Source organism: Roseovarius arcticus (genome assembly GCF_006125015.1).
GTDB classification, from domain to species: Bacteria; Pseudomonadota; Alphaproteobacteria; order Rhodobacterales; family Rhodobacteraceae; genus Roseovarius; species Roseovarius arcticus.
In genome coordinates this window covers 3462174-3479899 of sequence record NZ_SZZN01000001.1, presented here as the reverse complement: position 1 = coordinate 3479899, position 17726 = coordinate 3462174, and the positions used below count along the sequence as shown (strand labels likewise).

Sequence of the window (17726 nt, the reverse complement as noted above, 5' to 3'; positions counted from 1 at the left end):
AATGCAATGCCGTGATGAACGTCATCACGGACGCCAATTCGATGCAGGATATAATAAGCAAGGAGCACCGCCAGCGCGGTTGGGCAATAACCCAACCGCGTGAAGGCTATTTCGCGCCCAGAGGCTAATCGACAACAGTTATCTTAGCGAACACACCTGGCCCGAACTTTGCCGAAATCTGCGCCACGTGCACTTCGAAGGGCATCGTTGTCCCATCCTCAGCTTTCAGGTTGGCATCATATCTCCAATCAGGCTGAGTCAGCGTGACCTCGCGCAGTACACTAGTATTCCGAACAATCCGCAGCAAATAGCTCTCGGTCTCTTCGCCCAATGGCACCTCGGGAGTGTCCCAGTGGTCACCGTCTATACGGGTGCGGCGAATCCATCGGATGTCAGTACTTCCATCGACTGCAAGCGCCGCGCGTAGATGGACAGGGCTATATGGTCGAAGTCCAATCCCCTCGAATGCTATGACCGTATGCTGATAAGACGGATCATCGACTGCGCGCCCTGCCGGGCCAATTCGGTAGTGTTGCGTTCTGCGGCGCAAAGCATTTTGCAGGGCAATCTGGCGCGGAATACCGTCCATCATTACTAGATAACTGCCCTCCGGCCAGCCGTTTGCGCCTGCCGTCTCTGTGCCTAGCTGACCTCGCAAACGGTGGCTGAGTATATATGTGTCCTTGTCCACCAGCACTGCGTCGCGAAACTGCAGCATTTCCCACCCATCTGGGGTGCCATCGCCGACCGGACACAGGTTCGCACCTGAGAGTAATGCATCGCTGCTCACACTCTCCATCCGTCCGGTCAGCATCCGAACAGTCAGGCCATCGCCCCGGTCAACCGTTCCTGCGCATACAGGCATCAAAGATGTCTCCAGAATGCCAATAGTCGAACGCGCTTCGATTAATTGGTTTACTTTATAATTCGCGTCAGTCGGCGACGTATAGAGCGCGACCGATCCCGGCCAAGGCTGAGCCGTCACCGCAAGATGCGGCGCATGCGGAACTTCCTCGCCTGTCATAAGAGGCAGGTCTAAGAACAGTGGCATCACTGGCACCGGCGGCACGAAGGGACGTACACTTGGCGGCGTTTCAGTAATGTCTATAGGGCGATAACTCTCAGGCTCTATGCGAACACCGTCAATGCGCTGGGCATTGCCCATCTGCTCTACCCGGTCAATCCGAAACAACCCTTTGCCGCCAGCCTCGTTCAGTCCGATCACGTCCCCCGCTCCAAGAGCTAGTTGCGAGGGCGGAAGGGTCAGGCGCACCGAATCGATAGACACGCGCGCCTCTGACAGCCATCGCTCAGTCACGGCGCGACCTTCGGACCGCGTCATAGCTAGCGGGACCTCCGATGTTGACACGGCGTGCGTCGTGTCATCGGGCAGCACCGCTTCCTCCGAGATGACGTCGAAATCGCCATCTGCCTCAATAAATCGCAAGCGCACACGCCCGGCGATCTCCCCCGCTCCGCCACGGGTCTCCTCTAGCCGTGTGCCGCTTTCAACATCACGCACCAGATGATTCATTCCTATCTGTCCATCCACCAGACCGTCGCGCATTCGAAAAATTAGCATGCCATCTCGCTCGATCGCATCAAACCCATAGCGCAACATCAGCGGTTGAAGCGCTGACCGCGCCTCGCCCACCTGCTCAACAGAATATCCGCTGATATAGCCGAACAGTTGTGACGTATCGATATGCCGCAGACCCGCGCGGGCCGTAATCTCATGTACTACGGATGCAAGAGACCGTGCAGATGTGCGCCCGTTAAGCCAGTGTCCACGCGCATAATTTGAACCGTCATCCCATAAAGTGCGATTGTTTGGAAAGAATGGAAACGGCCTCGCGTCCCAAGCCCAGACATAAGCGCGTTCCATATCAATCATCGGCGTGCCATATTCGTTCGAGACTGGATTATGCGCCGGATTAGTCCAGTAATCGCGCATCGCGCGTAGGTACTGTCGCTGGATCAGATCATCGCGCCGTCCATCAGAAAACTTTGGCAATGAGGATTCGGAAGATTTTGGATCAACGAACTTGTTCGGTTGGTTTGTGCCCTTGTCGATCGCAGCGCAGCCCATCTCGGTGAACCTGATCGGCTTCGATTGAGGAACCCACGCACTGGGCTGCGAGGCACGCACGCCGTCCACTCGATCGTGATGCAAGTTTGCCCACCATCCTCTGATATCTTTGTATCGCCAAACCCAAGGCTCACCATAAGCGTCGTCCGTGATCGGCGTACGGATCTGCGCCTCTGTTGCCTCCGGCGAATGATAGAACCAATCATAGCCCTCCCCGCCCTCAATGTTAGACTTGAGATACTCAAGATTATAAATCGATCCCCACTCGGAATCCGAATGATCCTGCCCATCACGCCAATCTGACACGGGCATATAGTTATCGATTCCGATGAAGTCGATATTGGTGTCCGCCCATAGAGGATCAAGGTGAAAATAACGATCACCGGTGCCGTCCTGGGGCTGATAACCGAAATATTCTGACCAATCGGCAGCGTACCCGATCTTAACCTCCGACCCCAGTAGAGCGCGCACTTCCGCGGCCAGATCGATCAGCGCAGCAACAGCGGGAAAGCCCCCTGCACCCCGAATTTGCGTCAGCCCACGCATTTCCGATCCGATGCAGAAACTCTCTACGCCGCCCGCAACAGCGCATAGCGCGGCATTGTGAAGGATAAATCGCCGATAGCCCCACTCATCGGGCCCGTGGTAGGTGATTGGGCTGCGGGGCTCGGGCGGAACTAGCTTTAGCAAATCAAAATATTCGTTCCTGCGCGCGCCGCTAATCGGCGCTTCGACCTCCGGTTCCTCGTAACCCAACGTAAAATCGCTGGCCTTGGCCGTGCCAAAGAACGCAGCGACCTCCGCATTTGCTGCGCCCGATCCGTCGGCGCTGCCAATCCTGCCTGGCGCCTGATTCAGAGTAATGCGTCCGCGCCACGGAAGGGCTGGCTGGTTCTCGGCGTCACTATAGGGATCGGGCAGGGTGTTACCCTCTACCTGATCCATCAGGATAAACGGGTAGAACATCACGTCTTGGCCTGCACTCTTGAGCGCGTTAATTGCCTCAATCACAGACGCATCGGTCGGTGTTCCGCCATAGATGGGGTTGCCGCTTGCGGTTTGCGGCACGGATCGTGCGCTCTGTCGGTTAAGTCCGGCGACAGTCCACGGCATATTCCGCGCCTCAAACTGCTTTTGCTCGACCTTGGGCCGAAGGCTGCACGTTCCGCACCGCAGATCGTCGCCGAACCAGCTGACCACCAGAGATGTGCTGCCGCAACCCGGCAACTCACCAGACAACGCGTCTAACGAAGTGGCAAAATCGGACTTGCCAGATGGCGTGTTCACGTTGGCAAGCGCCGATGCACCCGCTCCATAGTTAAGCGTTACAGGTGTTGTGGCCAGTACGTACTCGCCGCTGCCCGGCAGCAGCGCTACCGCACGAACACCACGCGTAGGATCCAGATCGCTGCCGTCCTCATCGCTCTGCGACGGACGCATCACTTCGAATGTAAACTGTGGCACGCGGTTGCCATACGGGCCCAGATCCAAATCTTCGATTACCACATAGGCGGTTCCACGATAGGCCGGAACAGTTCCCGCGCCCTCAACCGCTTCAATTCGCGGATCGGGTAGCTGATCGCGGGTGCCCGGATAGATGCGCATTGTCAGGCCGTTACGCGCAATTTCGCTGCCATCGGCCCAGATACGGCCCACATTGCTAATTTCGCCCTCGCACAATGCCAGTGCGACGCTGACGGAATAGCTGAACTCACGCACTTTTGGCCCGCTTGGCGCTCCCTTCCCGCCGCCGCTGCTGCTGGTTACTGTGATGTCTTCGCGAAATTCGGTTGCCCATATTATCTGGCCCGCCACGCGCATCCGCCCATAGATCTGCGCGATGGCATCACCTTCACCCGATCCGGTCAGTCGAAGACGGCTTGCACGCCCAGATTCTACCACGTCCGAGCCTTGGCCCATCAGCCGTTGATCGATTGAGCGCCCGATGACACCTCCGGCAAAGCGCCCGACAGCGGCCATAGACAAGCCAAGAACTGTGCCGCCGACAGACCCGCCAATGGCCGCACCAGCGGCGGAAAGTAGAATTGTTGCCATCAGATCAACTCCTCAGGAAAGGTGAAACGCGCGACGATCCGGCGCCGCCAAGGCAGGCTCAGCGGGCTTTCGACCACAGCGTGACCTGAATAGGCATGAATAAACGACGCATCCGCGCCTATGCGCGCAGCAATGCCCAGATGCTTTGCGACCGCACCGTCGCGCATCCGAAACAGCAGAACGTCGCCGGGCGCGTCAGAGGATAATTTCTTGGGTATCAAATGTCGCGACGCCGCCTGCCACAGCGCTTCAATGCGTGCAGGCTCAGACCAGTCCATCGAATAGGCGGGCGGCACTTCCGGCTCGCTCCCCAGTACTTCGCGCCAGACACCCCGAAGAAGGCCCAGACAATCGGCCCCGGCCCCCTTGCACGATGCCTGATGTAGATATGGCGTACCGATCCAGCCGCGCGCGGCTATAGCGAAGCGCTCATGATTGCTCCCGATCATCGTCTGCTCCCCCCGTCGAGACCGCTTGAGCGGGACGGATCGGTGATCGACCAATCGTCTCCCGGAATGTCTGGAAATCCCTGAAAGTTATAGAAATTCTGAAACTTCAGGCGGCAAGTCTCGGCTCTTTTGTCGCATCCAGACTCCAACCGCAGCAGGTCCTCTATGCGCACATCGGCGCGCAGTGGATGCCACAGTTCGATGACGCGTTTCGAGCCATCTATGTAATCGCGCTTCAATAGCCCGCTTAGACCGAGGGCTGCACCGCTAATCACTTTCAGCCGCCCATGCTGAAACCAGCCGGTGTCGAACCCGCCAAACTCTGCAAAGCGAAAGGCGCGCCGTTCCATGATTTCAACCGCTGTCAGCTCTTTGGAATAGCCGAGGGTATCGACGTCAAACCGGCACGCTTCATCGCCCAATACCGCCGAGCATGGCTTTTGATAAACCCGCCCCAGTGGTCTGTTCAGTGCCTCAGTCAGGCCGCGCAGCTCCGCTTCGAACGCGCCGCCGGATCGGCGCAACTCGCCGATCGTTCCGCGAAATTGTAGATGGCGCTGGCGCACGTCCTGCCAGTTCACCAACCACGCGCGTATCTCGGCGCCGTCATAGCGGCCCGCCTCAATGTCTTCCTCGCTGATGGACACATCGCTCAATGCGCCGAGGGCTTCGGTGTTGTCTACCGATAGACCAGTGCTTTGCTGAATTGCCAATGCGCTGAGCCCCGTGTCGGCACGAAAGCTGATCCCATCGAAGGTCAACGGCCCGTCATGGTCAGTAAATCCCATGATGGTGCCGTCCTTGCGCTCAAGTGCCCAGGCACGACAAGTCGAGGTAATACCAGTCTGCAAATGCGCGTGCAGCTCAGCGTTCAACCCGCTCATATCCGTATCTCCACCACCGGCACGTCTGGCACTTCGCCTGCCTGAAAGCTGGCGACGCTGACCATGATCCGGTTCGTATTGAACCGCACCGGAACATCAAACTCATAGCCGGCTGTCACGCGGTCGCCCTCGTTTGGCGGGTGGTTGAACGTGACCACCCCCGTCACACTATCCAACTCGTAGTGCACGCCCTCCTGCTGTTCATCCCCGCCCAGACCAATACGCACGGACCCGCGAACGGGCTTGGCAATGGGTCGAACATAAAAATGCTCGCCCGACCGATAGCTCTTGGTCAGTTGGAACGTTGGTGTCAGATCGTCACCGAACGCAATCAGCTGATCGTCATAGCTAGGGGCCAGTAGTGCACCACCTGATTTGTAGTCGGACCAGTCCTTCCAGCGAAAGCCGTGGATCTGCCCGCGCCGCGCCTCAAAAAACGCGATAAGCGCCTCGATATCATCAAGACCGCGCATGGCCACGCCCGCATCGTAGTGCCTGCGCGAATGTTGCCACGGCGTGTTCCGCTCTTCGAATCCATTGGCCAGCGTCACCACATCTGTCTGCCGCTCTGGTCCGCCGACCGAGCCAAAGCTCAGGTTTGCCGGAAATCTCACTTCGTGAAAATCCATGATTCTTCTCCCTTATCGGTTGCGCTGGCCGCGCCCTAAGGCCCGGCTCATCTGCGCCGCGATCTGCCCTTGGCTGCGGCGGAAACCTTCGGCATCGGGCGTCGAGATGTTCATCACCACGCTGACGTTCCCGGTGCTGCCACCGCCGCGCACACCCAGCTTGCCATCCGCCCCACGCGCCAGAGGCATGATTGCCTCCGGACCCGCCTCGCCCATAAGGCCGGTGCCGCCCCGCATGGGAAAGGTCACAGGCCCGCTGACGATGCCGCCACTGGCAAAGGGCTGGACGCGCCCTTGGGAAAAGCTTCCACCTTTCTCAAAAGGCATTAGTCCGCCGACCAAGCTGCCCACGCCGCTAGCCAAGAGACCACCAACATGATCGCTAACCGGCTTTACTGCCGCATTGAACGCGGTGTTAATCATCGAATTCGCTAGCGTGCGCAGCGACGATGACAGGCTCTCGCCGTCCACGACGGCGCCTTTGATCGCGTGTCGCAATCCTCGGCTCATTCCACGGTCCAGCGTCGCCACATCGTAACCCGTTTTCTCGAACGTGCCGCGGACGCGGCCTAGCTCCGCGTTGAACGCCGCCGCCATCTCGGTAGCTGCCCCTAGGGATCCGTCCAGCGCCTCTATCTGCGCGTCCAGTGCGTCCATGTTTTCTTGCTCACTCATCGCTCTCTCCTCGCATATCGGGATAGGCCTGCATCAGTGCATCCAACCGGTCCCGCACCAATGGTGCGCCGCCCTGCGCCTCGCCCAGCATCAGCCGCAACTCCGCCGGCGTTAGCGCCCAGAATTCGGCGGGTTTCAGTCCCAAGCCTCTCAGGCCCGCTTGCATCAGGCCTGGCCAGTCGAATCCGTTCATCGGTCCTCAGGCAGCATGAAAGCGCGCGCCAGAAGCTCGGCCGCAGCGCGGGCTGCCGCCAGCGGCCCGCCTTCGATCTCGGCTGCGATCAGATCAGCCGACGTTCCTTGCCAGCCCCCGCCGCGCAATCCGGCGACAATCAGTGCCAGCACATCGCGTGTCGAAAACGCAGCCGCCTCGAACCGCTCAACCAGATCCACCAGCGAACCCGCCGCCAGCCCTGCCTCCAGCTCCGCCAGCGCGCCCAAAGTCAGCTTCAGCACGCGCCGTTCACCGTCGATGACCACCGCCACCTCACCTGTCCATGGGTTCGCCATTTCAGATCGCCGTAAAGATCATGCGGCCCGCGCTGGCCATTGACAGCTCATAAGTCGCCTCGCCATCATGCGTCCCAGCGTACTCAATCGATGTCACCTGAAACGGCCCTTCGATGATGCCAAAATCGGGGATGACCACTTGAAAGTCGGGCGTCTCTCCATCAAAAAAGATCTGCCGTGTCCGCTCGTCTGAATTCGCATCGCGAAAAATGCCCGACCCGCTAATCGCTGCTGATTTAACGCCCGCGCCAGCCAATAACTCTCGCCATCCGCCCGCACTTTCTAGGCTGGTGACATCCACGCTTTCGGCGTTGAAGCTGATGCGCGTCGCGCGCAGTCCAGCCACCGATTCAAAGTTGCCGTCGCCCGTCAGATCGACCTTGATCAGAAGGTCTTTGCCATTTTGAACTGCCATTTATCTTGTCTCCGATTGAAAGGTTTAAACCGTGTCCTGAATGCGGGCGCGGAATGTCAGATCGATCCGCCTTAGCTGATCGTCGCGCCGTGCTCGCGCCCGGTAGAAATTCAGCGCCGCCAGATGCCCTCGCTCAAGGGTCAGATCTGCATCCGTAAGCGCATCGCCGACCGCCGCCGCCGCCTCCTTTGCCGTTGCAAACCCAGCGGCATCACTGACTACCGACACAGTAAATCGATGCCACGCCCCGCCTGATGTCCCGTCCGAACGGTCACGCACATCTTCTGGCCCCAGCGTCACATAAAGGGGTGGCAAGGAGCCTGCTGGTGGCGCGTCGTAGATCGCACCGCCGACCAGCGCGGACAGGTCCGCATCGCCGATCAGATGCCCATAAACTGCGGCCTGAAGCGCCGCTGAACCGCCATAGCTCATACCGCCACCTCCTCTTGTGCGTAACAGGTCAGATAGCGGGCCATCGAGTCTTGCTCCGTCACTGCCTCGATCCGAAAAATGCGACTGCCACTGCGCAGCCGCTGCTCGGGCTTTGGGCGCGAGGGCGCACCATAGGGCGCCGCTCGGACTACGATTTTGTAGCCTGTGCTAGACAGTTGCGCTGTGCCACCTGTCACCTCCCGCCCTGTGCGTGCGATGATTGCTGCCCACAGCTCGCCGATTGGCTGCCAGGTTTCGCCGTAGCCTCCGGCTCCGTCAGGTACGCGCATGGGCGCCTCCAGCACCATTTGCCGGTTAAGGTTGAATTGCTTCATCACGCAGCCCCCCCGCCCAGCAGGCGCACTGTGCGATATCGCTCGATCAGGCTGGTCACGCCAAAGGGCATGCAACCGCCGCCCAGCGCCGTATCGGCGCGGTACTCATAGTAATGCGCCGCCAACAGCAGAACCGCTTGCCCCAAATCAGCGGGCAAATCGCCCCACACCGCACCGAATCCTGCGCGAAACCGCACCACGACGGCCCCGCCTGACGGCACGGGCGGCAACACGGTTCCCAGCGGCACCAGACGCGGACGATGTGTGTCTTTCTCCAGCCGATAATGCGCCGGGTTTGCCACCTCTTCGGTTCCCGACATGTGCCGCAGCACGACATCTTCGATAGCCTGCACCGGCGCCACGGGCAGGGCCTGACCATAGCCCGTTCGCCAGGCGACTAACTCCCAGGAGAATATCCTTTCTATCAGTATCTTGCCGGTACGTGCCTCAATCGACGCGATCGCAGCTCGCAGAAAACTTGCCAAAATTGGGCCCTGCACATCATCGTCGGAAAAGCCTGTTCCGAGCCGCAGATGCGACTTGAACTGTGCTATCGGCAGGGCGACCTCGGGCACGGCTGTTTCTTCAATCAACATCATGGAATAACTCCGATAGTCCCGGATCCCTCCGGTGGTTCAGGCGCGCGCAGCCTCGCGTTGCTCGGACGGAGGGGAGCAGCTGGACAACGCATCAAATTAGTGGCGGCGCGCGCCACGGCGGGGGCAGATGCCCCCGCCCGCTTCGCGCCTCGGTTAGGAGGTCGCGAATTTCAGCAGTTTGATCGCCGCATAGTCGCTGACGTCACCGCCCACGCGCTTGGTCGCATAGAACAGGACATGCGGTTTGGCGCTAAAGGGGTCGCGCAGGACGCGCAGATCAGGACGCTCTGCCACAGTATAGCCCGCTCCAAAATCACCAAACGCAACCGACATCGAATCGAGCGCCATGTCCGGCATGTCCTCGGCAATCAACACCGGGTAGCCCAGGAGACGCGCAGGCTCGCCCGCGGCCAAACCATCGGACCAAAGGAAGCGGCCATCGGCGTCTTTCATCTTGCGCAAAGCGCCAGCGGTCTTGGAGTTCATGACAAAGCTCGCGTTGGCGCGGTACTCGGCGCCCAGCGAATAGACCAGATCGATTACCGCATCGGCATCGCTGAAATCGCCATCCGCGCCAGTTGGCACATAGCCCAGATTGCCCCAGGCCCAGACGTCATTATCAATTGCAGGCTTGGTTAGGAAACCTGTCGGCTTGTCGACGCCGTCACCCTTGACGAACGCTGCCGCCTCAGCCCGCGCAAACTTGTCTGCGATACGGCCAGCCAGCCAACCTTCGATGTCGAACGCAGAATCATCTAGCAGACGCTGGGATGCTTTCGGCAGTGCGCTTAATTCGTGCAGCGGGATGGTGATGCGATCGATACCGGGTGTCGCCGTCTCGTTGACGCCAGCTGCCTCGGTCGCCCAGCCATGGCCGACATCGCCATGATCGATGAGCACGTCAAAGCTGGTCGCCTCAACGCCCACGACATTGGCAATCGCACGGATCGAAGCCGTCGCGCTCAGCGTCGATTTGATCGTACTGGCTGTCTGCGGATCGACTAAATAGCCGCCATCGCCAGCGACCGATGTGCCCAGCGCTTTGCCTTCCAGTTCAAGGCCGCGAAGGCCGTCATCATCGCCCGAACGCAGATACGCGTTAAACGCTTTCTGATGCGGGGCAGGGCCGTCATTCCCGCCTGCCAGAACGGGACGCGAGGGTACAAAGGATTTACGTTCGAACATGTTCATTTTCTCTTCTTGTTGTTGCAGTCGTTCTTCGATGTCGGACTGGAAGCCCTTCAACTCTTGGACGAAACCCGCCACTGCGGATTTCACCTCGGCCACCGGCGCGCGCCCATCAGACACACCTTCCCCGGCCCGAGAATTCTCGGTCTCATTCATCTCATGCTCCTTGTTTTGGTGTCCGTTTGTCCGGCGCTACTTGCGCGCCAATTCCCGGCGCGCATCCTCGAAGGTCGCCGCCAATTCACGCAGATCGCTGCCGCCCAGGGCATCACCCTTGGCCGCCACCCGCGCACTGGGCAGCATGGGGAACGTCACCAAAGACACCTCCCATAGCTCCAGTTCCTGCAAAAGCCGCTGGCCTTTGTCATTCTTGCTCGCCCGCACGGTGCGATAGCCGATGCTCAGCCCGTCAATCGCGCCAGCGTTGATCAGTGCAGCGGCCTCGCGCCCGCGCCCGACGGCCTCCAGCAGACGGCCCTTAACATAGAGACCGCGCTTGTCCTCGCGAACCTCGTCCCAGATGCCAATTGGTTGCGCCGGGTCGTGCTGCCAAAGCATTTTGACCTGACGGTTGTCAGCGCATAGCCGTGCCAGTGACTTGGTGTAGGCACCCGCAACCACCACATCGCCGCCCTGATCGGCGTCGCCAAAATAGCTGGCATATCCCTCAAGCTCGACACCATCCTTAACGGTCAGGTCTGCATCGAACCGTGCAAACTTGCGCTCCAGCCCATTATCCATATCCATACACTTTATCCTTTCACCCAATTCTCAGGGCAATGCCGCGATCAGCGGTTGAAATGCTTGCGCCATAATCGCCGCGGCCATGCCGTACACCGCCAGCCACAGTCGCCGCTCCAGCCGTTCCATCGCCTCTTCCAGCTTCTTCTGTTGCTCGGCGATTGCTTGGAATTTTAGCACCGCGACCCGCTCATTCGCCTCTAGCCGCAGCGCAGGCGCACAGTCGAACGCCTCGAACCCATAGCGTTCCGTTCCGCGCCCCTCACTCATCCGCCCCTCCCGGCTCGGGCAAAGTCGGCAGCCCCAGTAGGCCGCGCTTCTCGCCTGTGGTCAGAAAGTCTGCACCAGCCACCCGCGCCCATTGCGCATCACGTTCAGCTGCAAGCGCCGGCACCTGATCAAGGTCTGGCTTCAGCTCTAGCTTTGCGCCGTCGAACCCGCTTAGCCAGTCCGACAGGCTTGCTGCCACGCGGCTTGCCAACGGGAGAACCGTCAGCCTGAAAAACGCCCTGTTCGCCTCTTGATAGTTCGCATAGGCGGCGTCTCCGGGCACACCCAGCAGCATGGGCGGCACACCGAACGCCAGCGCAATTTCTCGCGCGGCACTCTCCTTGGTCTTCTGAAACTCCATGTCCGAGGGCGAAAATCCCATCGGCTTCCAATCCAGTCCACCCTCCAGCAGCATCGGCCGGCCCGCATTGCGCGCACCCTGATGATGGCTCTCCATCTCGTCGACTAGGCGCTGGTACTGATCCGTACTCAATGTCCCTTGGCCCTCGGCCCCGCGATAGATGATCGCCCCAGAGGGACGTGCCGCGTTATCCAGCAGCGCCTTGGACCAGCGAGACGCGCTGTTATGAACATCTACCGCCTGCGCTGCCGCCTGCATCGGCGACAGACCATAATGGTCGTCCTGCGGATGAAAACTCTTGATATGGCAAACCGCCGGGTGGCCGCCGCTCACATCAAACCGATGCTTTCGTCCGCTTACAGCGTACTCATACGCCACCGGCCAGCCATCCGTGCCAGGCACCACACTCATCCGATCCGAGCGCAGCACATGCAACTCCACCGGCGCGCCGTCGGGGCCGCCTACGGCCTCGACATAAGCGTTGCCAGTCAGCAGTAGCTGGCCAAAGAGCGCCTCCAGCAGCTCGGCACGGCCCTGCGCCGGGTTCGGGCTGCGGATCAGCGACAGCATGGGATGCTCGGCAAAACGCTGCTCCGCATCTTGTAGGACAAGTGGCAGCGCGGCCGCCGCCTCTGCAATCATCTTGACGCAGCGAAATCCTACAGGATTAGCGGCAAAGCCCTGACGCGTCAGCGTGCCGGTATCCCGTGCACTCCACGCCACCCGGTTTGCGCCGTGCCACGCCATCACTCGTCCTGCCGCGCTCGCCTTGGCCTCAGGCGCACCTGTGTCTGCCACACTGGCCTGCGCCGCGCCTTGCCGAAAGAAGTCCATGATCATTTGCGTCTACTCCTTACTGTGCGGTGCAGGATCGTCGGCGACCGCCTTTGATCCGCTGTTGAAGGCATTTGACCCTTAAAGGTTTAATAAATTTGACCCTGACCGTACGCTGCCCAATAGCGCTTGATCAAAACGCCGATAGACCAATTTTTGCTAGAGAAGGCGGCACAGCACCGCTAATATCGAAACTGAGAGGAGGCCCAATATGCGATCCCAAACCCTAACGGATTTCCTCGCCGCCGCGCGTGCGGCCTTCATGTCCAAGGTCGTAGCGCCGGAAGCCAAAGTCTCGCTGTCCCATATATTTACGGCCCTCGAATCGCCCGGCATCATGTCCGGCGCAACGGGCGCGCGGCTGCCCACCTGCGCCCACTTGGCCGAGGCCACCGATATAAAAAATCTCCAAGATGTGTCCCTACGTCGCCTGATTGAGACGTTTCTAGCGCTCGAACCAGACCTGCAATGGGGCCTTCGCAAGGGCGATTGGACAAATGCAGGTCCGGGATTTGCTGAAAGCCACGCCAATGCGATGATCGTCGGCCCCGGTGGGGCCGAACGCCGCAGCGACGTTTGGATCGGGGTATCACTGGTAGCGCCGAATATCCGCTATCCCGACCATACCCACCCACCCGAGGAGACGTATCTGGTCCTCAGTCCCGGCCAGTTCATGCAAGGTGCAGACAACTGGGTTGAGCCGGGTGTTGGCGGCACGCTCTATAATCCACCCGGTATCCTACATGCAATGCTGTCAGGTGACGCACCGCTGTTAGCCTTCTGGGCACTCTGGGCCGAGCCGTATAAGGCGTAGGCGTCGGGCGGCCCCCTTCGGGCCACCCAACCTTGACTTAAACGGCGCGCACCCTCGGATGGCGCCATTTCGCAGCCGGCTCGATCATCAATTCGTGTAGCGCCCAGACCAGCGCATCAACGCGGTCGGGGCTGCCTTTACCCTCATAACCTTGAACGGTCATGGCGCACATTTGGTCCTCCAGCTCGCCCAAACCGCGCAGATGATGCACGCGCCCCTGCTCGTACAATGCTGCCACAGGCTCAGCCCGCGCCACTTTGCCGCGCGACGCGTGGACCGTTCTGATTGGCACCATAGGGTCGATTTGCCGGATGACCTCCGATACCATTTCGCCCCCCTGATTGACCTCGGCAATCAGCCTCTCGGCCCCCCAGGACTGCATCGCGCGCACGGCGGCTGCGGCCCATTTGGCTGGGCTGGCCGCTCCGATAGACTCGTCCGCAAGGACATAAGCCCTCCAATCCTGCACCGGCCCTCGCGTGATTGCACCGACAACGACAATACCGCACTCATCTGACTTCGCCCCGCCCGTGACAGGTGGATCAACCGCCACAACAATCCGGTCCATCTCTGGTGCCAACTCAACGCGGATCTCTTCCAACCCAGCCGTGGTCCACAGCGCGCCTTCCGCGTCCTCCATCAAGATGCCGTCCAGTTCCTGCCGACCTAGACGGGTCCCGGCATAGCGCGTACGCACTTCCTCAAGGAAGCTTTCGGCTAGAAACGCCTTGTTCGCTTCCGTCGGCGCGCTGGTCATCACCGTCGAGGGCGATTTCAGCAACTCTTTCAGCACCCCTACATTTCGCGGCGTCGTGGTAACGCAGACCCGCGGTTGTTCGCCCAGGCGCAGTGCAAATTGCAGCATATCCCACGTCTCGCGCGCCTTCTTCCACTTTGCCATCTCATCGACCCAAGCGCCGTCGAATTGCGGTCCGCGCAGTCCCTCTGGCTCATGCGCCGAAAACACCTGCGCCACGGCCCCATTCGGCCAGACTAGTCGCGCCTTCGACGCTTGCCATTCGGGCCGCCGATCTGGCGGCGAGCACGCCAAAATGCCGCTTTCGCCAAACACCATAACGTCTCTAACCTGCGCAACAGTCTCGCCAATTAGCGCCAACCGCCGACACTCACCATGATCCAAAGGTGTCGATCCTTCGACGCATGACCGCACCCACTCGGCACCAGCGCGGGTCTTTCCGGCGCCGCGGCCGCCCATGATGACCCATGAACGCCAATCTCCTTCCGGGGGCAGCTGATGCTCCATCGCCCAGAAATCGAAGAGATACGGCAGAGCCAACAGTTCGCCCTCGTCCAGACTATCTAGGAAAGCGTCCCGGACAGCCTGCTCTTCTGAGGCGATCCAGACGGCACCCGATCGAATCCCGTGCTGCGTCCATGTCGAGGGCGTATCCATTGACGATCCCCTGTTCTTTCTTCTTGCGTTGCTCAAGTTGTGTCTCCGCTTCGATTGCCATTTTTAGCCATTGCCGGATGTCGCCCAAGATACGGCTTCGGTTCTTGATATCCTCAAAATCCTCAGCCCGGACCCTGTCTGACAGTGCCTCCAAGTCCTCACACATGCCGCGCAGCTGACGTTCCAGCGTCGTGACTGTTGTGCTCAGACCCGAAGGGCCTTCTTCGGGTGTTATCAAACTCATTCGTGAATACTGCCTCATGCGATTGCGTTGCTTGCCCCACCGCCCGCGCAAAATGAAAAAGCGACCACCGAGGGATTAACCTCGGGGCCGCTTGCCCACTTCTTCCAGCATGTCACAACCTATACGGTAGACCGTACGCAAAGTCAAACGATTTTGGCCGACCAAAGGTATGTAACCGCCTGTATTAGTTACACTTTATTAAGGTATGAGGGTGGCAAACCCTCCCTCATACCCCTCTCATTCAGCCGTTCACATCCACCACAACCCTGCCTTTTACCTGGCCTTTTAGGATGTCGCGGCCCAGCGCTGGCAGATCGCTCAACGTGGCGGATTGCACCATCGCCTCCAGCTTCTCCATCGGCAGATCGCTGGCGATCCGCTTCCACGCCTCGACGCGCCGTGCATAGGGTTGCATGACGGAATCGATGCCCAAAAGGTTCACGCCCCGCAGGATAAACGGTGTGATCAGCGCCCCCTCGATCGGCGCGCCGCCGGCCAGACCGATGGCCGCAACAGACGCGCCATATTTCATCTGCTTCAGCACGCGGCCCAGCATCGCCCCGGCCACCGCGTCGATGCAGCCAGACCACTGCTCTGCCTCCAGCGGCTTCTTGGTCACCTCGCTCAAATCCTCGCGCGGCACGATCTGGGTCGCACCCAGACCCATCAGATAGTCGCTGGTTTCAGGCCGCCCTGTGACAGCGGCCACCTTGTAGCCCAGCTGCGCGAGGATCGCGACCGCCACGCTGCCCACACCGCCCGCCGCGCCCGTGACCAGAACAGGGTCCGCGCCCGGCTTTAGCCCTGCATCCTCCAGCGCCATGATCGCCAGCATCGCGGTAATTCCGGCCGTGCCCACCGCCATCGCCTGCCGCGTATCCAGACCGTCCGGCAGTGGCACCAGCCAGTCCGCCTTGACCCGCGCCTTTTGCGCATAGCCACCCCAATGCGCCTCGCCCACGCGCCATCCGGTCAGAACCACCTTGTCGCCCGGCTTGTAGCGCGCGTCATCCGATGCCTCGACCGTCCCGGCAAAGTCGATGCCCGGAACATGCGGATACTTACGCACCAACCCCGCGCCCGGCCCAATGCAGAGGCCGTCCTTGTAGTTCAGGCCGGAATATTCGACCGCGACCGTCACGTCGCCATTCGGCAGATCGCTCTCGGAAATCTGGGTGACTGCGGCGCTTGTCTTGCCGCTGCCCTCGTCTTTGGTCACGATCAGTGCGTTGAATGACATGTTGCGTCTCCTTTTAGATGGGTGTCAGAGCGCTGTCTGATCATGCGTGTTTGCGTGATCATCTGGCGCCCAGTTTGTATCTCGCTCGATGGGGAAAATAGGCCGTTTCAGTTTCTCGAAACGGAACAAATCCAAATTCGAGCTCGTTATCCCCGCACTCGCACATTCCACTATGGCCCGCGACAAGGGGGCAAAAACTGGGCGACAATACATCCGCGACTTTAGGATCAAATATTTTGCCTCAATGGGATCAATCCCAGCGCAAGCAAACACTCCCAAATCCCATGGCTCATGTGGCTTTTCGGTGATCAGGATCGTCGCGCCATCTACCTCCAGCACCACGGCGCGGCCCATATCGCAGGTCTGCCCGGTATAAATTGGCCCGCTGACGATATACCGCCCTTGGCCAACCGAGCCTACAATGCCGGTTAAGGTCAATGGCGCGCGCGGGGGAAACCCATCCAGCGATACTTTTGCGCCAAGCGCGACAGTGATCGCCGCACCGGTCCCGGCAGTGGACATCTGATCGACGACCTCGGGATCGCAAATTGGCCCAGCGATAATGCCAGCCATTCCTGCCTCCAACGCAGCCTGCAATAAATCCACGGTGTCACACGTGCCGCCTGACATGCAGTTGTCGCCATGATCCAGCAGCAGAACAGGTCCTTCGCCCGGTCCGCCCGCCGCCCGCACCGCCTGGGCCAAAGATTGCGCAAGCGGCACCTCGTCGTAGACGAACCCCTCGCGCCCGTCCCATGCTGCACGGGCCAGATTCCGCGCCACTTCGCGTGCCAAGATCGCATTGTCCGCCACTGCCACGACTGACACACCCGCATCTGCGATGTCGGATAACGGAAACCCGCCAAAGATCGATACTGCGTGGACGCCGTCCCGTTCCTCAGCCGCGCGGGCAGCATTGACCAGGTCGATCATGATCCCCGGCACCTCTGTGTTCATCTTCAACGTTTGCGCCAAAATCGGGGGGTGAGTTAGCGCCATTACAGGCCGTGCGTCGCCCTTTAGGATAGCATCCATCATCCGCGTCACGTGCTGGCCGGTCTCGAACATGTCGATATGCGGGTATGTTTTGAATCCGGCGATGCAGTCGCAGTTATCGACCATCCGCGCCGTGACGTTGCCGTGCAGATCCAGCGCAACGCCGATCGGCACGCCGGGTGCAGCGGCGCGCACCCGCGCCAACAACTCGCCTTCGCAGTCGTCAACGCCGCCTGCCACCATGGCTCCGTGCAGGTCCAGCAAAATCGCGTCACATCCACCGCGCACCGCCTCCAATATCGGCGCGGTTAGCGCCTCAAAGACATCACGCTCGGCCGGGCCGCTTGGATTGGCGGTCGCAGATAGCGGCGTCACCAGATCCGCGCCGATCGATTGGGCATATGCAATGAACGCCCCCAATGCAGTGGCTGAACCTGTCCCCAACGCCAGCGCATCCGCACCATGCAGCGGGTCGAAATCCTCCAGCAGTGTCGGCACGGGCGAAAAAGTATTCGTCTCATGATTGAAACGGGCGGCGACGATACGCATGGC

At 60.2% G+C, this 17726-nt stretch carries 19 protein-coding genes; 1 reads left to right on the top strand and 18 read right to left on the bottom strand.

What is annotated here, in order from left to right:
- Positions 1–124 precede the first annotated feature (124 nt).
- From MK6180000_RS16615 to MK6180000_RS16545, 15 genes are all read right to left on the bottom strand, one after another.
- Positions 125–4144, bottom strand: a complete 4020-nt coding sequence (locus MK6180000_RS16615) for a baseplate multidomain protein megatron (RefSeq protein ID WP_138935746.1) — start codon at positions 4142–4144, stop codon at positions 125–127.
- Positions 4144–4593 carry a C40 family peptidase gene (locus tag MK6180000_RS16610; RefSeq protein WP_138935745.1) on the bottom strand — a complete coding sequence of 150 codons (450 nt, stop codon included), beginning with the start codon at positions 4591–4593 and terminating at the stop codon, positions 4144–4146. Before MK6180000_RS16610 ends, MK6180000_RS16615 begins: the two co-directional genes overlap by 1 nt.
- Positions 4590–5477, bottom strand: coding sequence for a DUF2163 domain-containing protein (locus tag MK6180000_RS16605; protein ID WP_138935744.1), 888 nt, complete (start codon positions 5475–5477; stop codon positions 4590–4592). The genes MK6180000_RS16610 and MK6180000_RS16605 overlap by 4 nt, the downstream gene beginning before the upstream one ends.
- The gene (locus tag MK6180000_RS16600) at positions 5474–6106 is read right to left on the bottom strand and encodes a DUF2460 domain-containing protein (protein ID WP_138935743.1); all 633 of its coding nucleotides are present in this window, start codon (positions 6104–6106) and stop codon (positions 5474–5476) included. Before MK6180000_RS16600 ends, MK6180000_RS16605 begins: the two co-directional genes overlap by 4 nt.
- 12 nt (positions 6107–6118) lie before the next feature.
- Positions 6119–6781 carry a phage tail tape measure protein gene (locus MK6180000_RS16595; protein WP_138935742.1) on the bottom strand — a complete coding sequence of 221 codons (663 nt, stop codon included), beginning with the start codon at positions 6779–6781 and terminating at the stop codon, positions 6119–6121.
- Positions 6774–6974 (bottom strand): rcc01693 family protein, encoded by a 201-nt coding sequence (locus tag MK6180000_RS16590; RefSeq protein ID WP_138935741.1) that lies wholly within the window; start codon positions 6972–6974, stop codon positions 6774–6776. The genes MK6180000_RS16595 and MK6180000_RS16590 overlap by 8 nt, the downstream gene beginning before the upstream one ends.
- On the bottom strand, positions 6971–7291 hold the full coding sequence (locus tag MK6180000_RS16585) for a gene transfer agent family protein (protein WP_138935740.1): 321 nt from the start codon (positions 7289–7291) through the stop codon (positions 6971–6973). The genes MK6180000_RS16590 and MK6180000_RS16585 overlap by 4 nt, the downstream gene beginning before the upstream one ends.
- A 1-nt stretch (position 7292) precedes the next feature.
- Positions 7293–7706, bottom strand: a complete 414-nt coding sequence (locus MK6180000_RS16580; RefSeq protein WP_138935739.1) for a phage major tail protein, TP901-1 family — start codon at positions 7704–7706, stop codon at positions 7293–7295.
- Positions 7707–7730: 24 nt separating this feature from the next.
- Positions 7731–8138, bottom strand: a complete 408-nt coding sequence (locus MK6180000_RS16575) for a DUF3168 domain-containing protein (protein ID WP_138935738.1) — start codon at positions 8136–8138, stop codon at positions 7731–7733.
- Complete coding sequence (locus tag MK6180000_RS16570; protein WP_138935737.1) at positions 8135–8473, bottom strand: head-tail adaptor protein; 339 nt, start codon at positions 8471–8473, stop codon at positions 8135–8137. Before MK6180000_RS16570 ends, MK6180000_RS16575 begins: the two co-directional genes overlap by 4 nt.
- The gene (locus tag MK6180000_RS16565; RefSeq protein ID WP_138935736.1) at positions 8473–9072 is read right to left on the bottom strand and encodes a head-tail connector protein; all 600 of its coding nucleotides are present in this window, start codon (positions 9070–9072) and stop codon (positions 8473–8475) included. The genes MK6180000_RS16570 and MK6180000_RS16565 overlap by 1 nt, the downstream gene beginning before the upstream one ends.
- A gap of 153 nt (positions 9073–9225) precedes the next feature.
- A complete protein-coding gene (locus tag MK6180000_RS16560) occupies positions 9226–10416 on the bottom strand; it encodes a phage major capsid protein (protein ID WP_138935735.1) in 1191 nt (396 codons plus the stop codon).
- 36 nt (positions 10417–10452) lie between these two features.
- On the bottom strand, positions 10453–11007 hold the full coding sequence (locus MK6180000_RS16555) for an HK97 family phage prohead protease (protein ID WP_138935734.1): 555 nt from the start codon (positions 11005–11007) through the stop codon (positions 10453–10455).
- A gap of 24 nt (positions 11008–11031) precedes the next feature.
- Entirely contained in the window at positions 11032–11271 is a 240-nt protein-coding gene (locus MK6180000_RS16550) for a GTA head formation protein, RCAP_rcc01685 family (RefSeq protein ID WP_138935733.1), read from the bottom strand.
- On the bottom strand, positions 11264–12472 hold the full coding sequence (locus tag MK6180000_RS16545; protein WP_138935732.1) for a phage portal protein: 1209 nt from the start codon (positions 12470–12472) through the stop codon (positions 11264–11266). Before MK6180000_RS16545 ends, MK6180000_RS16550 begins: the two co-directional genes overlap by 8 nt.
- 205 nt (positions 12473–12677) lie before the next feature.
- Here MK6180000_RS16545 and MK6180000_RS16540 point away from each other — a divergent pair, with 205 nt between their 5' ends.
- Positions 12678–13280, top strand: coding sequence for a dimethylsulfonioproprionate lyase family protein (locus MK6180000_RS16540; protein ID WP_138935731.1), 603 nt, complete (start codon positions 12678–12680; stop codon positions 13278–13280).
- 37 nt (positions 13281–13317) lie between these two features.
- On the opposite strand, the gene MK6180000_RS16535 is transcribed toward MK6180000_RS16540, so the two are convergent.
- The 3 genes from MK6180000_RS16535 to MK6180000_RS16520 all read right to left on the bottom strand — a co-directional run bounded on the left by MK6180000_RS16535 (position 13318) and on the right by MK6180000_RS16520 (position 17723).
- Positions 13318–14694 (bottom strand): DNA-packaging protein, encoded by a 1377-nt coding sequence (locus tag MK6180000_RS16535; protein WP_138935730.1) that lies wholly within the window; start codon positions 14692–14694, stop codon positions 13318–13320.
- Positions 14695–15179: 485 nt separating this feature from the next.
- The gene (locus tag MK6180000_RS16525; RefSeq protein ID WP_138935728.1) at positions 15180–16178 is read right to left on the bottom strand and encodes an MDR family oxidoreductase; all 999 of its coding nucleotides are present in this window, start codon (positions 16176–16178) and stop codon (positions 15180–15182) included.
- Positions 16179–16202: 24 nt separating this feature from the next.
- On the bottom strand, positions 16203–17723 hold the full coding sequence (locus MK6180000_RS16520; protein ID WP_138935727.1) for a M81 family metallopeptidase: 1521 nt from the start codon (positions 17721–17723) through the stop codon (positions 16203–16205).
- Positions 17724–17726 lie beyond the last annotated feature (3 nt).

What these genes read in the sequence shown, in the direction of transcription:
- MK6180000_RS16575 (WP_138935738.1), bottom strand. Translation starts at nt 8,138, where the DNA reads ATGAGCTATGGCGGTTCAGCGGCGCTTCAGGCCGCAGTTTATGGGCAT.
- MK6180000_RS16565 (WP_138935736.1), bottom strand. Translation starts at nt 9,072, where the DNA reads ATGATGTTGATTGAAGAAACAGCCGTGCCCGAGGTCGCCCTGCCGATA.
- MK6180000_RS16520 (WP_138935727.1), bottom strand. Translation starts at nt 17,723, where the DNA reads ATGCGTATCGTCGCCGCCCGTTTCAATCATGAGACGAATACTTTTTCG.
- MK6180000_RS16545 (WP_138935732.1), bottom strand. Translation starts at nt 12,472, where the DNA reads ATGATCATGGACTTCTTTCGGCAAGGCGCGGCGCAGGCCAGTGTGGCA.
- MK6180000_RS16555 (WP_138935734.1), bottom strand. Translation starts at nt 11,007, where the DNA reads ATGGATATGGATAATGGGCTGGAGCGCAAGTTTGCACGGTTCGATGCA.
- MK6180000_RS16600 (WP_138935743.1), bottom strand. Translation starts at nt 6,106, where the DNA reads ATGGATTTTCACGAAGTGAGATTTCCGGCAAACCTGAGCTTTGGCTCG.
- MK6180000_RS16615 (WP_138935746.1), bottom strand. Translation starts at nt 4,144, where the DNA reads ATGGCAACAATTCTACTTTCCGCCGCTGGTGCGGCCATTGGCGGGTCT.
- MK6180000_RS16605 (WP_138935744.1), bottom strand. Translation starts at nt 5,477, where the DNA reads ATGAGCGGGTTGAACGCTGAGCTGCACGCGCATTTGCAGACTGGTATT.
- MK6180000_RS16525 (WP_138935728.1), bottom strand. Translation starts at nt 16,178, where the DNA reads ATGTCATTCAACGCACTGATCGTGACCAAAGACGAGGGCAGCGGCAAG.
- MK6180000_RS16580 (WP_138935739.1), bottom strand. Translation starts at nt 7,706, where the DNA reads ATGGCAGTTCAAAATGGCAAAGACCTTCTGATCAAGGTCGATCTGACG.
- MK6180000_RS16595 (WP_138935742.1), bottom strand. Translation starts at nt 6,781, where the DNA reads ATGAGTGAGCAAGAAAACATGGACGCACTGGACGCGCAGATAGAGGCG.
- MK6180000_RS16610 (WP_138935745.1), bottom strand. Translation starts at nt 4,593, where the DNA reads ATGATCGGGAGCAATCATGAGCGCTTCGCTATAGCCGCGCGCGGCTGG.
- MK6180000_RS16560 (WP_138935735.1), bottom strand. Translation starts at nt 10,416, where the DNA reads ATGAATGAGACCGAGAATTCTCGGGCCGGGGAAGGTGTGTCTGATGGG.
- MK6180000_RS16570 (WP_138935737.1), bottom strand. Translation starts at nt 8,473, where the DNA reads ATGAAGCAATTCAACCTTAACCGGCAAATGGTGCTGGAGGCGCCCATG.
- MK6180000_RS16535 (WP_138935730.1), bottom strand. Translation starts at nt 14,694, where the DNA reads ATGGATACGCCCTCGACATGGACGCAGCACGGGATTCGATCGGGTGCC.
- MK6180000_RS16540 (WP_138935731.1), top strand. Translation starts at nt 12,678, where the DNA reads ATGCGATCCCAAACCCTAACGGATTTCCTCGCCGCCGCGCGTGCGGCC.
- MK6180000_RS16550 (WP_138935733.1), bottom strand. Translation starts at nt 11,271, where the DNA reads ATGAGTGAGGGGCGCGGAACGGAACGCTATGGGTTCGAGGCGTTCGAC.
- MK6180000_RS16585 (WP_138935740.1), bottom strand. Translation starts at nt 7,291, where the DNA reads ATGGCGAACCCATGGACAGGTGAGGTGGCGGTGGTCATCGACGGTGAA.
- MK6180000_RS16590 (WP_138935741.1), bottom strand. Translation starts at nt 6,974, where the DNA reads ATGAACGGATTCGACTGGCCAGGCCTGATGCAAGCGGGCCTGAGAGGC.